At 38.7% G+C, this 14,596-nt stretch carries 16 protein-coding genes; 8 read left to right on the top strand and 8 right to left on the bottom strand.

From position 1 onward, the window contains the following. Positions 1 to 54: 54 nt before the first annotated feature. On the bottom strand, positions 55 to 924 hold the full coding sequence (locus AC1EU0_RS13345) for a 6-carboxytetrahydropterin synthase (protein ID WP_480302957.1): 870 nt from the start codon (positions 922 to 924) through the stop codon (positions 55 to 57). Positions 925 to 1,152: 228 nt separating this feature from the next. Between AC1EU0_RS13345 and AC1EU0_RS13340 the strand changes: the two genes are divergently transcribed. After that, on the top strand, positions 1,153 to 2,499 hold the full coding sequence (locus AC1EU0_RS13340; protein WP_480302956.1) for a dihydroorotase: 1,347 nt from the start codon (positions 1,153 to 1,155) through the stop codon (positions 2,497 to 2,499). An 83-nt stretch (positions 2,500 to 2,582) separates the two neighbouring features. Here the strand turns inward: AC1EU0_RS13340 and AC1EU0_RS13335 are convergent, their stop codons facing one another. After that, the gene (locus tag AC1EU0_RS13335) at positions 2,583 to 3,137 is read right to left on the bottom strand and encodes a hypothetical protein (protein WP_480302955.1); all 555 of its coding nucleotides are present in this window, start codon (positions 3,135 to 3,137) and stop codon (positions 2,583 to 2,585) included. 640 nt (positions 3,138 to 3,777) lie between these two features. Here AC1EU0_RS13335 and AC1EU0_RS13330 point away from each other — a divergent pair. Beyond that, entirely contained in the window at positions 3,778 to 4,251 is a 474-nt protein-coding gene (locus AC1EU0_RS13330) for a hypothetical protein (RefSeq protein ID WP_480302954.1), read from the top strand. Positions 4,252 to 4,297: 46 nt separating this feature from the next. Here AC1EU0_RS13330 and yejK read toward each other — a convergent pair whose 3' ends face one another. Then, positions 4,298 to 5,329: a nucleoid-associated protein YejK gene (gene yejK / locus AC1EU0_RS13325; RefSeq protein WP_480302953.1), complete on the bottom strand. Its 1,032-nt coding sequence runs from the start codon at positions 5,327 to 5,329 to the stop codon at positions 4,298 to 4,300. 74 nt (positions 5,330 to 5,403) lie between these two features. Between yejK and AC1EU0_RS13320 the strand changes: the two genes are divergently transcribed. From AC1EU0_RS13320 to AC1EU0_RS13310, 3 genes are all read left to right on the top strand, one after another. Further along, complete coding sequence (locus tag AC1EU0_RS13320) at positions 5,404 to 5,616, top strand: YejL family protein (protein WP_121838085.1); 213 nt, start codon at positions 5,404 to 5,406, stop codon at positions 5,614 to 5,616. Between the two features lie 103 nt (positions 5,617 to 5,719). After that, entirely contained in the window at positions 5,720 to 7,504 is a 1,785-nt protein-coding gene (locus tag AC1EU0_RS13315; RefSeq protein ID WP_480303000.1) for a DUF3413 domain-containing protein, read from the top strand. 12 nt (positions 7,505 to 7,516) lie between these two features. After that, a complete protein-coding gene (locus AC1EU0_RS13310; RefSeq protein ID WP_480302952.1) occupies positions 7,517 to 7,936 on the top strand; it encodes a secondary thiamine-phosphate synthase enzyme YjbQ in 420 nt (139 codons plus the stop codon). A gap of 48 nt (positions 7,937 to 7,984) precedes the next feature. On the opposite strand, the gene AC1EU0_RS13305 is transcribed toward AC1EU0_RS13310, so the two are convergent. Next, the gene (locus tag AC1EU0_RS13305) at positions 7,985 to 9,187 is read right to left on the bottom strand and encodes a lytic murein transglycosylase (RefSeq protein ID WP_480302951.1); all 1,203 of its coding nucleotides are present in this window, start codon (positions 9,185 to 9,187) and stop codon (positions 7,985 to 7,987) included. 200 nt (positions 9,188 to 9,387) lie between these two features. Between AC1EU0_RS13305 and AC1EU0_RS13300 the strand changes: the two genes are divergently transcribed. Both AC1EU0_RS13300 and AC1EU0_RS13295 read left to right on the top strand, forming a co-directional pair. After that, positions 9,388 to 9,753: a DUF2750 domain-containing protein gene (locus AC1EU0_RS13300; protein ID WP_480302950.1), complete on the top strand. Its 366-nt coding sequence runs from the start codon at positions 9,388 to 9,390 to the stop codon at positions 9,751 to 9,753. Between the two features lie 125 nt (positions 9,754 to 9,878). Beyond that, complete coding sequence (locus AC1EU0_RS13295) at positions 9,879 to 10,385, top strand: hypothetical protein (RefSeq protein WP_480302949.1); 507 nt, start codon at positions 9,879 to 9,881, stop codon at positions 10,383 to 10,385. A 52-nt stretch (positions 10,386 to 10,437) separates the two neighbouring features. Here AC1EU0_RS13295 and AC1EU0_RS13290 read toward each other — a convergent pair whose 3' ends face one another. The 3 genes from AC1EU0_RS13290 to AC1EU0_RS13280 all read right to left on the bottom strand — a co-directional run bounded on the left by AC1EU0_RS13290 (position 10,438) and on the right by AC1EU0_RS13280 (position 13,006). Further along, positions 10,438 to 11,124, bottom strand: a complete 687-nt coding sequence (locus tag AC1EU0_RS13290; RefSeq protein WP_480302948.1) for a hypothetical protein — start codon at positions 11,122 to 11,124, stop codon at positions 10,438 to 10,440. Between the two features lie 112 nt (positions 11,125 to 11,236). Then, entirely contained in the window at positions 11,237 to 12,175 is a 939-nt protein-coding gene (locus tag AC1EU0_RS13285; protein WP_480302947.1) for a chemotaxis protein CheV, read from the bottom strand. Between the two features lie 234 nt (positions 12,176 to 12,409). Then, positions 12,410 to 13,006, bottom strand: a complete 597-nt coding sequence (locus AC1EU0_RS13280) for a class I SAM-dependent methyltransferase (protein ID WP_480302946.1) — start codon at positions 13,004 to 13,006, stop codon at positions 12,410 to 12,412. 99 nt (positions 13,007 to 13,105) lie between these two features. Here AC1EU0_RS13280 and pheA point away from each other — a divergent pair, with 99 nt between their 5' ends. Beyond that, positions 13,106 to 14,281, top strand: coding sequence for a prephenate dehydratase (gene pheA, locus AC1EU0_RS13275; RefSeq protein ID WP_480302945.1), 1,176 nt, complete (start codon positions 13,106 to 13,108; stop codon positions 14,279 to 14,281). A gap of 5 nt (positions 14,282 to 14,286) precedes the next feature. On the opposite strand, the gene AC1EU0_RS13270 is transcribed toward pheA, so the two are convergent. Further along, positions 14,287 to 14,577 (bottom strand): ArsR/SmtB family transcription factor, encoded by a 291-nt coding sequence (locus tag AC1EU0_RS13270; RefSeq protein ID WP_480302944.1) that lies wholly within the window; start codon positions 14,575 to 14,577, stop codon positions 14,287 to 14,289. Positions 14,578 to 14,596 lie beyond the last annotated feature (19 nt).

Below are 14,596 nucleotides of genomic sequence, written 5' to 3'. Positions count from 1 at the left end.
ATTGTTAACGAATAACAATATTAAGTCAGACTCTTTTTTAAGAAGCAAGAAAAATCAGCGTTTTGCGATAGCACCCTTGCCAACACCTTCATAGGCTTTGACTAATACATTAGCATCGGGTAATTCATTAGCGACATGGTTTGCAACAAAATCAGCTAATAATTCTACAGTAGTATCATGAGGAATAATGTCACAAACGGCTTTTGAAATCGCTAACTGAAACTCACCTTGTGGAGCTTGGTATTTAAAGCCATAGTGAGTGTCGCCCGAAATCGTATTAGCATTAATTGCTAAATCAGAAAGCTCGACTAGGTCTTCTTGGGTACCTAAATATATATCTTGCCAACGGTTTGCCCAATATTCATTCCATAGCAGTGATTCTGCGCCATCAATAAATACAGAAATTGGGCTACGATGGCCATGGGCAATACGCTGACAATTTCCATCATGCTTCTTAAGGCCATGACTGTAGTGATAGTAAGGACGGTTTAATTCTTCGGCACGCAATACTAATTCGATATTGAGTACATTATCTGGCAACACCTTTTTCAATTCATTATTTAAAAATTGAATGGTTGCTGCGTGATCGATGATTTCAGAATCGATAAACGTAAACGCTTGTTCAGGACAACGTAAATGAATACTGCCTTTTTGTGAGCTGAAATCGACAAAGGTAATACCATCGCCTTGAACTTGATAAGATGTCGCTTGAGACAAAGTAGGTACAGCAAGACGGTGGTCTAATACATCATCAATGGTTCGCTTAATGGTTTTCTTTACTTTGGCAAAATCTAAGACCATATTTTGATCATCAAGCCCGCCTTCAAGCACTACATCAACAATCCAGCTTTCGCCCACCATGCCGCGTTCAGCGCACAAATAAGAAAAATCAATGACGGTTAAATCATTCACAAACAATAACATCAAAACTCCTCGGCAGATAAACAGTCCACCTCTATCCCATTATTATGGGTCTAGCTCCATCAGCGAAAGCCAATAAGCTGTACTACATTAAAGAACCGAGTATTTTACTCAAGTTTTACCATTGTGGCGAGTTAAGAATTTTAAACATCAAATACTGTGATTTGCCGCACACAATTCACTGAAATGTTGTATTATATCGACCATATAACCTAAGCAATAAGGTGCCCTATGAAAACGCTTATCTGTAATGCTCAACTGGTCAATGAAGGTAAAATATCCACTCAGGATGTTTTAATTGAAAATGGTCGCATTAGTCGTATAGATCGCCAGATCACCGCTCCTGCTGATGCAAAAACCGTTGATGCTAACGGCAATCACTTAATTCCAGGAATGATCGACGATCAGGTTCACTTTAGGGAGCCAGGGTTTCCAAACAAAGGTACTATTGCGAGTGAGTCTAGAGCGGCGGTTGCAGGCGGTATCACCAGCTTTATGGAAATGCCAAATGTAAACCCTCAAACCACGACATTAGAAGCGTTAGAAGATAAGTACGTTCGTGCCTCAAAAGGTTCATTAGCTAACTACAGCTTCTATCTTGGTGCCACAAATGACAACTTAGAAGTCATTAAAAGTCTCGACCCTAACCAAGCTTGTGGTATCAAAATCTTTATGGGTGCATCTACAGGAAATATGTTGGTAGATAACGAAGATACCCTAAATGCTATCTTTGCCAACGCACCAACCGTCATCGCGACTCACTGTGAAAATACGCCAATGATTTCAGCGTTAGAAGAAGAATATAGAGCTAAATATGGCGATAATATTCCGATGAATCTGCACGGTGAAATCCGCTCACGCGAAGCTTGTTTAGCATCATCGAAATTAGCGACTGAATTAGCGATTAAGCATAAGTCTCGTTTGCATGTTCTTCACTTAACTACGGCTGATGAACTTTACTTATTCCAAAAGAATAAACAGCTTGCCGACCTAAAAGGCGCCAACATCACAGCCGAAGTATGTGTTCACCATTTATTCTTTAATGACAAAGATTACGACACGCTTGGCAGCTTAATTAAATGTAACCCTGCGGTTAAGAGAGCCAGCGACCAACTTGCACTAATTAAAGCTGTTCAAGACGATGTTATTGATATTATTGCAACCGACCATGCACCACATACATGGGATGAAAAGCAAAACGAAAGCTACTTTAAAGCGCCATCTGGTCTTCCATTAGTACAACATGCATTAGTTTCTGTACTTGAGCATTACCACAACGGTAACTTTAGCCTAGAGAAGATCGTTCAAAAAACCAGCCATGCCGTGGCTGAGCGTTATCAATTAAAAGACCGTGGTTATTTACGCGAAGGTTACATTGCTGACTTGGCGCTGCTTGACCTTAATAAGCCTCATACAGTGACTAAAGAAAACATTCGCTATCACTGCGGTTGGTCACCATTTAATGGTTACACTTTCCAATCAAGCGTGATTGGCACTTGGGTTAACGGTAATCATATGTTTGATGGCGAACGTATCATCAATAAGCAATTCGGTGAAAGATTGGTGTTTGATCGATAAAAGTATCATCAAGATAAAAAGGCTGGTCTTCCAGCCTTTTTATTGCAAAAACAGGGTCAGCACTTTTAATTGGTCACAACTTATCATTTAATATCTTCTAATAAATATGACATGAGTTTCAATTCAAACTCAGTAACCTCAGCAGATTGTTTTAAATGTTTATCAACAGCAAAGTATCTTTTCATTTGCTGCTTAATATGGTGCTTTTTTAGTTTTAAATGCAATTCAAATGGCTGCTTAAATTTTTCTAAACTTCCTTCATCTTCCTTATAAATAAATGACAAACAAATACAAACTAGTAAAAGCTTGTTAAGTTCTATCTCGGCTTCTTCTTGAAAAAAATAATCTTCAAAATCATTTGCTGCCATGGCAGATACTGACTGTGGATCATTTATAATCAAGTCTTGATCAAGAAAACAACGTTCTATCTGGTAAGATTGAATGAATTGACCAAATTCTTTTGAGTTTAATTGTGAAAGCAATACTTCCTTTAAATTTTCAGCATCAAGCCCTTCTATATTTATGCCATCTATAACCTGTTGAATATGAGAAAGAAATTTAATTAACTTAGGCCTTAAATTATCACACTCAGTGTTTTCTCTTGTCTTTATTACTTGTTGGTTTATAGAATCCAGCAATAGTAAAAACTCTTTCCAATTTCAGGTATCCGACTTAAGAATATTAAATGCTGGATATCGTGTATTGATGGGAACAAACGTGACATAAATCGACCATGAACAACATTAAAATTATTAGTAATCGCATCATTTGTTAACACTACAGGGTGCATCCTCTTAGCCCTTAGTTCTGCTAAATCATCAGCTGAAGTCGTTCCTAAAATCGGTGTAGGGCGAATTGAGTACTCTTCTTGCTCTAATATTTCTTGAGTTAAACTGAAAACGGGGCTTAGTAAGTCACTATTAATTTAATCTCCTTTAAAAATGATCATTTGTTCATACTGACTAGAGTTCACAGCGACTATAACTGTGTGCCAGTTATAGCTGTACTTGTAAGCCAACATTGATTGCCACTTGAGTAAAAAAACCATATCTCTGATAGTGAGTGTATTCTTAACAAGCAGCTTGATGAAAGATTAGTATTTGATAGAGATTAATTTATCGACCCATTGCAGCCTAGCTGAACTTACCTCCACTAAATATGCAATACCACCTAAAAATCTTGTTACCCCGCCTTAACTTCAGCTTGGATTAAGTATTTTGGCGATACTATTTCCCTTAGGGTCAGTAAAAAGCAAAAACCGCAGCAAAGGGAGGAAGAATGAAATTAATATTACTTATCGCAGTATTAAGTGCTCCAGCTATAGCTAGTATACCTATTAAGCATTTTGGTGACTGGAAGGTTTTGTTCGACGGAAAGCACCTCAAAGCGACTTCTGTGCCAGTCAATTCATCTAATCGGACTTTGGTTTTTCGTTGTGATATTAATCATCAAAATTGTGTCTTCACTTATACTGAAGCCAAGCCGTGCAACTCCCAAAACTTCCGATTTTTGCATTTATCAGCATTAGCCGGCAATGTCGCAGAAAACTTAAAGAGTCAGTGCAAAGATGGGCAATGGGTAAAAGATCCTTTTGTGTGGGACGATATGGATCCGATTTTGTATCACTCCCAAAAGGATTTTTCTATCAGTTTTTCTGACAACGCGGATACAACGACTATTTATAGTAAAAAAGGTGCAGAAGACGCTTTAAAATACATTTTAGGTATTCAAAATAACTTCAATTTAAAGTAATAACTTCAATCACAGAATGGCTCTGGAAAATCCAGAGCCACAGAAATCATTCACCCTTCAAGCGTCTATCTAACTGATCTTTCAAATTCGCTGGTACGCCTTTAATCAAAACAGTGTTAGACACTGGGTCGTAAATCACACGCTCACCTAAGTGATTACCATCAAAACTTAAGCTCACACCACCACCTGTGCCTGAGAACTTTTTGAGTTGTCGAAGCGTTGCTTTATCAGCGGGAAACTCATCATCCAGATCGTAATCACCTGTGTTAGCGAAATCATAAAATGAATCCATGCCATCTTCGGTGATTTCATCTGCCAAAGATTTTAAATCAATGTCTAGACCTTCATCGCTACGCTCTTTACAAAAATCGAATACCTTTTCACGTACTTCTTGGCGCTCTTCTTTTGTTAGCTCATTGCCCGCAACGAAGTCCTCAACGGCATTCATCAAATTCTTGTTTTGGACTTTAGTGTTTACGCCTTCAACGCAACCCATAAAGTCTAAGAAGAAGTCAGCCACCTTACGGCCAGCTCTACCACGAATAAACGATATGTATTTTTTCGATTCAGGATCGGCTTGAAGTTCAGTTAAATCAATTCGTGCCGCTAACTGAAGATTGCTTAAATCGAGGTGATTATTTTGAGTCAGCTCCATGTCATCTAATACTGTCATAGAAGATTTAGCATTAAGCAAAGCCACAAATAAAAATTCACTGGCTAAGCTGGTATAACAGGCCATTAACAAAAAACCACCTTGGCTGAAGTCATATTTAGCAAGTTCATCTTGCAATAACTTTCCAGCTTTACCAGAAAACTCAACAAAACCAAGATCACCTGAACGATATTCATCTAATGCATTAGAAAAAGCATCATTTGCCTCGGCATCACTACCTTCTGGCACACCAAAGTGTCCGAAGCCTTTCCCAGCTTTGCTGGTATAGGTCTGATGCAACTCTTCTAGCATCACTTCTACCGCTTGACCATTTAGAAGCGGCTGTGGACGTAATCGGCAAGAGAGCTTACCTTCATTGTTTTGAGTAATTTCGTGAATAATCGCTTGGTCAATGGTAATTGTCATAAGGCTTTGTAGTGATAGTCAGGTAAATTTTGGGTATTATATGCTGCTAATTCTTTTCTTTGTGAAACATTTTTATGGCTATTAAATCAAAATACGATAATCAGCAAGTAGAATCCCTTATTGCTGAGGTATTAGCAGTACTTGAAAAGCATGAATCTTCTACCGATTTAAGCTTAATGGTATTAGGAAACTGCGTTTCTCACTTATTACAAACTAAAATTCCAGAAGCAGCAAGAGCATCAATTACTGAGCAATTTGCTAAAGCCTTAACTCAGTCAACAAAATAGAGCTTTTATACTCGTGGTAATATGAACCTCGGGTATAATCTATGAGTTTATGCTATAACAACTTGGGCAACATTTAACAGGCCATACTTGAATGCAAGCAGATATTTTTGAACGAAAAAAACAACTTGGACGTGACAAGGTGTCAAACCTCATCAACTGGGGGCACTGGTTTGCATTTATAAACGGCCTGTTAGCAATGATGGTTGGCTGGCGCTACATCGCTAGCATTGGAGAGCCTGAAACCTTTATCAGCGTGGCCTATCTTTCACTATATACTTTAGGCCAATTTACCTTTTTAGCTTTTATCGTTTATCTGGTATTTATTTTCCCGATTACGATCTTTCTACCCTACTCTCGAATATTAAGAGGGTTTGCAGCTGTTATCGCAACACTGGGTCTGTGCACGTTAATATACGACACCATAGTATTTGAAGACTATGGCTTACACTTAAGTCCATTTGCTTTTGAGTTAGCGTGGGGAGATATTAGCTCCTTAGTTCAAAGTACCTCGTATCTTGCCATCCCGATAGCAATATTAATTTTCCAATTAACTCTTTCTAATTTTCTTTGGAAACGTATTGTAAAAATCCAACGGAAAAATTATGGCCCCAAAGTACTCTTTGTTGTTGGAGCCGCTTTCGTCAGCAGTCATTTAATTCATATTTGGGCTGATGCCACGAACTATATTGATATAACCCGTTACGATGATGCCTACCCTGTATCTTATCCTGCAACGGCTAAGACCTTTATGGAAAGCCACGGCTTTGAACGCCCTACACAAGTAAAACGTCCGCAGGGTGAAAAGGTATTAAGTTACCCAATGTCACCTCTTCAGTGTCAAGCCAACAGCACACCCAATATTTTAATGATCACTGTGAAGAGTTTGCGCAGTGATGTTGTCAATAACGACACTATGCCGTTTTTGAGCCATTATGCTCAAAAGAATATCTCTTTTAACAACCACCTTACCGGTGGAACACAGTTCAATAGCAGCATGTTTTCGCTTTTGTATTCACTACAAACCAGCTATATGGATAATGCAGCCTTTAACTACACCAGTCCCATTTTTACTCGGGAGTTAAAGAAAAAAGGTTACAATCTAGAGTTGTTTTCTACTAAAAGCCAACTGAATTACATACAACCTAAAGCCATGTTTGCTGACTTTGACAAAACCTTTGCTCGCCCTCACGCTAACAGTACGGTTTCTGATCTCGAGAAAATAGAATTTTTCCAGAAGTGGCAACATCATCAATCTAACCCTTGGTTTTCAGTCATAACACTGGATTCGACGTCAACGTACGATACGCCTGTAGGTTTTTTAGGTATCAAAACCATCAAAACCCCTAAAGATTACTCACCCGCACAACGAGTCTTGTTTAATCAGTACCGCCAGTCTGCCCACTTTGTGGATAAACAAATCGAAATGCTAGTAGAAAGCCTGCCTGAAAACACCCTTGTAGTAATTGCTGGTATTAATGGCAACGTATTAAAGATTAACGATAATAATTATAAGGATTTGTTGTCACCTGATAACGTCAATGTGCCTCTTATCATGCACCTCCCTAACTCTGGTAGTAAGGTTATCAATTACCGCACAAGTCACTATGGTTTGGTACCAACCGTGCTAACTCAAGTGTTCGGTTGCACCAACCCTGTGTCAGATTACAGTAGTGGCAGCACTCTACTTAGTCCAAGCGACCATAATTGGGTATATGTGGGTGATCAGCGTATTTTTGCCATCTACCAAAAAGATGAAACTACCATTATTGATCGTCATGGGAAGTATCGTATCTATGATCCTGAGTTTAAACATCGATTAAAAAAGAAAATGAGCGCACCAGAATTAATACAAGTGATGCGTGAAGGCCGTCGCCTTTACAACAATTAACGAGTAAAACTTATGTGGATACAAAAGCGCTTTTCAATCTCACCAAAAAAACGAGGTTTTCATTTAATAACTGAAGAAGTAGTTGCTCAACTACCGGAGTTAAAACACTTTGAAGTCGGGCTGCTGAATATCTTTATTCAACATACTTCGGCTTCGTTAACCATTAATGAAAATGCCGATCCGACGGTTAGGCAAGACTTTGAGAGCTACTTTAACCATCATGTTCCTGAAAATGAGCCTTATTACCGCCACACTTATGAGGGCAGTGACGATATGCCTGCTCACCTTAAAGCCAGCCTATTAGGTAATAATGTGACGATTCCAATTTCAAACGGACGCTTGAACATGGGAATGTGGCAAGGAATATACCTAGGGGAACACAGGGATCACGGTGGCAGTAGAACTCTAGTTGCAACCTTACACGGAGAGTAAGTTCAGTTGTGTGAGAGTATTGTCATACTCTCACACCAACAGTATCCATTAGCTTTTTAAATTCTCACGTTTTTTCACTAATAAATTTAACACTTCCTCATTCGGGTAACCATCAGCAACTAACCCTTTCTTTTTCTGGAATTTTTGTATAGCAAGAATCGTGCGTGAGCCAACAATCCCATCCGGTTTTCCTGTGTCATATCCCAAAGCATTTAATGACTTCTGCATGGCTTTTAAATCACCTCTTGGAATTCTAGGTAATTTAGGTGGTTGAACGACTAGAGAGGTGCCACCAGCAATTCGATCAGCAAGATGGCCGACTGAAATGGCATAAAAAGCACTGTTATTCCAACGCATAATGATACTAAAGTTATTGTAAGCTAAAAAAGCTGGCCCTGTGTGCCCTGACGGTAAGTAAAGTTTTGCTTTCATACTCGCTACGGCTAAAGGTCGTCCATCAGCCATGGTTACACCAAGCTGTTGCCACTTCCTCAACTGGTAGCCTTTTTGTTCGCCGATAGGGCTATAGTCAAAGTCCTGAGGTAATTTCACTTCTCTGCCCCAACGCTCACCTCGAGTCCAACCTAAGTGTTGCAAAAAGTTAGCTGCCGACGTTAATGCATCAACTTCACTACTCCATAAATCTGCTTTTCCGTCTCCGTCACCATCTACTGCATATTTAGCATAAGCCGTTGGCATAAATTGAGTGTGCCCCATTGCCCCTGCCCATGAGCCTTTCATTTTCTCGTAACTGAAGCCATTCTTTTGTTTGATTTTTAATGCCTGAATCAGTTCTTGGGTAAAATACTTCCCACGTCTTGGTTTACAGGCAAGGGTCACTAATGAATCTATAACCGGCATCTTACCTTTGTAACCACCGAAATTGGTCTCTAAGCCCCAGAATGCGAGAATATACTGCCCAGGAATACCATACTTAACCGTAAGTTGATTTAGTAACTTACGATGCTTACGCCACAATTTTTGACCTTTACTGATCCGCCAAGCATTCACCCTACGGTTAAAATAATTTTCAAAGGTAGCGCTAAATTCAGGTTGATTTTTATCAAGCTTAACGACTTTCGGTCTCGGCTTTACTCGATTTAAAGAGTCAGCAATAGTTGCTGAGCTTATGCCCTCTGCCTTGGCTTTCAGCTTTAAATTAGACAGACATTGATAAAACTCTGTATCTTGAGCGTTCACTGCTGTTGAGCTAAATAAGAGGCAAAATGCTAATAGGCTCGTCTTATTCATAAAAAATTGCTCCTTAATTTCCTGTTCTTAGTGATGAACTTGGCCTTATAATACTATTCACATCAATTAACTGTGGTTAAAGAAGAACGTTAGCAAAGGAATTACAACGATGTAGTTTCAGAGCTAAGGCTTCATCTAAGGCATAATTAATTGGTACGAATGGTATAATGCCTTAATTCAGTTACCTTTGAGAACACATTATGACAGATATCGCACCAACCCTAACGGCTTTTATTAATAACATAGAAGAATCACAGCTATTTTGGGCATTACTTGATGAAACTGGCGAAGGCTGGGTCGTATGTGATTCATCTGAATATGAAGAAACCGATGTAATGCCGGTTTGGTCTTCTGAAGAAGAGGCAAACAAACATTGTATCGAAGAATGGTCTGGGTATAAGCCTGCTGCTATCAGCATTCGTGAATATCTTGAAATTTGGGTTGATGATCTTAACAACGACGGTGTGTTGATGGGCATTAACTGGGTGTTAGATGGTGATTGCCATGAAATTGATCCTATCGAACTTGCCAAAAATTTAGTTGAAATTGAAGCAGAAGAGCACTAACTCTTTGTTGAGCCGACTTCTTCGTCGGCTTTCTTATTAAACCCAAATATAATTAATCTAAGCAACATATCTTTTTAATCATCTAGCGATATACTGGTTGTTCTATTTCTATAGAGAGCAACGCTATGAAACAATCAATGGTATTAGGCACCATGCTTGTGGGTAGCATGGCTAGCGCATCAGTTTTGGCTTATTCCCTTCCTTGCATTTCAAACATTCAAGGTACTGGTTCGCAAAGTTCACCTTATGTGATCAAAAACAATACAAAGTTTTGCGACCTCACTCTACCTGCAGACTCAATCACTTATTTTGTATATCAGAATCCTGCTACGGCAATGGGAGTTTTTAAATTATTCTATGATGATAATGGTGGTCAGGGCATCATTAATGGTCAGATTGAAAGACAAGGACTAATATCTTCCGCACCGGATCACTTTCAGGCATCAAAACACAAAGGGACTATTTCTGATTACGAGTATTACTCAATTTCCCCCATGGCTGCGGGCAAATGGCTCATGACAATAAGCACTAATAAATCAGGGGCGCTCAACCACGCTGATTTTAGTGCATATGTGTATTATGAAGAAGCAAACCCTTATCAATTAAATGTAGGGGAAAGTGTTCATTACTAGTATATTTCAGCAGACGACCTCATTAATACAGGCAGTCTGCTGGAATCGAGTTTTACTCAACTTGAGAGGTCAACATAGGAGAATTATGAGTCTTCGACTTAAGATAAAAGTTTGAATATTGAGGTGGTGTTACCCATTTAAATTCAATCACGCCTGCTCCTAACAAACCTCCGTGTGGCCCTCTTTCTAACTTACCATTTGAATCAATAAAGCGTTTTATTTGCTGCTCTTGTTTGATACTCACTTTAAGTACGATGTTACCAGAGAAGTTATTTCCGCCATTCTCAGGCTTGTTATACACACAACCACCATCATAAAAATTAAATTGATTTCCAGAATTATTTCCAGCCTTATCATCTTTAGCAAGTCCACATTTTGCTTTTGTGCTTTCTTCTACAACCGTAAAATTAGCACTGCTTTTTTCATTGACCACCATACTGATTAATAAACCATTCCCCCCAAGAGAACCATAAGGTACATCTTTATAATCATATTGAAGGTAAATACTGTCTTGTGGATAGGATTTATTTTTAGCTTGTGGATCTTCGTCCTTTTTATTCACCAAAGTGATATCACAAAAGTCATAACCCAACACCATCTTATAAGGGTTTGATTTGGTACCGTCTCCAAGCTTAGCTGGAGTGCCGGGGTCTCCTAAGCAAGGTAGTTGGGCTAATGTAACGTTTGAGAATAGGCATGCCATTATAAGAAATGACAACTTAAGTAGTTTGTTTGCCATCACTCATTCCTCACAGAATAAAAGACATACTCCATGTTAAAGAGAAAGGTAATGGCAGCAACTAATTTTGTTGATTCGTGAACAAAGCTTAATACTTATAGGGTCTAAGCTCTTATAAAATTTCTTTCAATCTCTCTTGTACTGCTTCAACTAGTACATCAGGCTGAAACTTAGAGATAAAACGATTAAAGCCAACTTTCTCAGCCAACGCATTATTAAAACTGCCACTTAATGAAGTATTAAGTACTACATGCAAATCTTTTAGAGCATCGTCAGCACGAATTTCATGAACTAACTTGTAACCGTCCATTTCAGGCATTTCAGCATCACTGATCATCATTAAAATTTCATCAACGACATCTTTACCTTGCTGTTTCCAACTCTTAAGCATATTGAGAGCCTGAAGCCCATCCGAGGCTTCAATAATTTCAATACCTAATGGCGTTAATGTTTCAATAATCAAGTTTCTCGCTGTTGATGAATCATCCACAACGAAAATCTTACGTCCATGCATTTCATTGAGCAATTGAGTGTCCAATACATCCTGAGAAATTGAAACATCGTACGAAATGATTTCCGCCAACACTTTTTCAACATCAATAATCGACACCAATCGATTACTACCTTGGTGATCAACTCGAGTGATGGCTGTCAGGTAACTGTTTTTTCCGACCGATTTAGGGGGTGGCAGAATGTCTTCCCAAGTCATATTAATAATATGTTCAACATCACCGACTAAGAAACCCTGTACTGTCCTGTTATATTCGGTGATGATAAGGTTGGGTTGTTGATGCTCTGGCAAATGAGTAAAACCAATCGCTTTTCGCAGATCAATGACAGGAATGGATACACCACGTATTGTCGCAACCCCTTCAATATGAGGGTGACTTCCAGGCAAAGCATTTAGCTTCGGAAGCTTAACTACTTCTCTTACTTTAAACACATTAATCGCAAACAATTGCGTCGCATTAATTTTAAACAATAAGAGTTCGAGGCGGTTCTTACCAACTAATTTGGTGCGTTGATCGACACTATTTAATACGTTCGACATCTATATCTCTGCTTTCCGCTTATATTATTTTTGTTATCGGATTATAAAGAGAAAACTTAAGCTGTAGAAAAGGATATATACAGAAATTTGATGTGATGAAGATAGAGTGTTCGAATATTCAAAATTTTTTGAAAGAAAAACTAGATTGGATATACGAATATCGACAGTGTAGAAAAAGCATAAGTATCTGATAAATGTCATTTGAACACATTTGTCGAAAAGCTGATGACTTTTCTAAATCTTCTGAACAACAACCGCTCCGAGCAAGTTAAGTAAATGCTTATCTTCAATTATCTTAAACCCTGAATCGACTAACTGAACGACTAGTTCAGAGTGATCGAATCGATTTGTTTGCGGATGCTCAAAGAGTCGTTTAGAAATTGGGTTACAAATGGATAAGCGATATAAATCTTCAACAACAAAATATCCATTAGGTTTAAGGACTCTATATACTTCTTGTACCGCCTTTTGCCAGTCAGGAACGTGATGAAAAACGGCAAACTCAAATACCATATCAAATTGCTCATTTTCAAATGGCAATTGAGCAGCATCGGCCTGTTGAATAGTGATATTATTTGAACCCAAAAAACGTTGACGAGTAGCCGTTACCATTTCATCGTCAAAATCAACTGCGGTTATATGCTCAGGGTTTAAATGTCGTTTTATCACTTCAATGCCATTGCCATAACCACAACCGATTTCTAATACAGTAGTGGGTGCTTGAGGTGGTTGAGCAAACATCGACATCAATGTAGGCATTTCAATACGGTTTTGTACCCAAAACCTAACCGAACTGTTCACAATAAGTTTTTCAAACGTGTTTAATTTCATGATTTAAAGTATTTTTTATTGGTATTTCACAGTATAACTGGCTCACAGAAAATCAGAGGGGTAATATAAGGTAAATACGCAATTTTTAGAGAAAATGGAATGACTGAAGCAACTTACTCTTTAGATGACATACGACTTCGCCTTAATAAACTTGACGATGAACTGCTAAGTTTACTTTCTGAACGTCGTAAGTTAAGCCTTGAAGTAGCGAAGAGTAAAGTTCAAACAGCCAAACCAGTCCGCGATGCAGCTCGGGAACAGCAACTTTTAGTAAAACTGATCAATGCTGGAAAAGATAAATATCAGCTCGATGCTGAATACATTACCAAGCTCTTTCATACCATTATTGAAGACTCGGTATTACTTCAGCAAGCCTACTTACAGAATTTGGCCAACCCAGAAACCTGTCGTAAACCATTAGCGAGAGTGGCATTTCTTGGTGATAAGGGCTCATATTCCCACCTTGCAAGCCAAGAATATTTTAGCCGCAAAAACACCGACCTCATCGAACTTAATTGCCAGCACTTTAGAGAAATTATCAAAACTGTTGAATCAGGTCATGCCGATTATGGTGTTTTACCAATTGAAAATACCAGTTCAGGCTCTATCAATGAAGTTTATGATCAGCTTCAACATACCACGTTATATATCGTTGGTGAGCTAACTTTGCCGATAGAACATTGCTTAGTCGCGACTTCAGAAACTAAGCTCGAAGAAGTGACAACTTTATATTCGCACCCTCAGCCATATCAGCAATGTAGTGAATTTTTAAGCCACTTACCTAATATTAATTTGGTTTCTTGCTCCAGCACCGTTGATGCTATGAGTAAAGTTAAAGCGCTAGACAAAAAAGATACTGCGGCTATAGGTAACGCAACAACCGCTAAGCTATATGGATTGCAACCTATCAAAGGCAATATTGCTAACCAGACAGAAAATCATACTCGATTTATTGTAGTGGCTCGTAAACCTGTTGAAGTGTCATCACAAATTCCAGCAAAAACCACCTTAATCATGTCTACGTCGCAACAAGCGGGTTCCCTTGTTTCCACTTTGCTTGTATTACAGAAATTCGACATTAATATGACCAAACTCGAATCCCGACCAATAATGGGTAATCCTTGGGAAGAAATGTTTTATGTTGATTTAGAGGCTCACCTTAACCATGAGAATATGCAACAAGCCTTAGCAGAGTTAACTAAGCTAACTACTCATATAAAAGTGCTAGGCTGTTACCCTAGTGAAAATGTAAAACCAACTCAGGTGAGACTTTAACAGTCTCACCGTTCATCTATACAACATTCATCTTTTAAAAAGCCAATAACCGTATCTAAAGCTTGGTACTGAGCGACACAATACAGGGTTCGACTCTCACGTCGTTGTGAAATCAATCCAGCAGAAACCAAGCTCGATATATGATGAGAAAGCGTGGAGCCTGGAATTTCTAACGCCTGCTGAATCACTCCAACCGCAACGCCATCATAACCAGCACGAACCACCTTTTTATATATAGCCAATCTAGTTGGATGCCCAAGCTCTTTCAAACACTTAGCAATTTCTTCGATTTTCATATGCAATTTAATAAGGAAT

The sequence above is a fragment of the Parashewanella sp. 2210YD4-3 genome (assembly GCF_056591735.1).
This window is presented reverse-complemented; position numbering and strand designations above follow the sequence as displayed.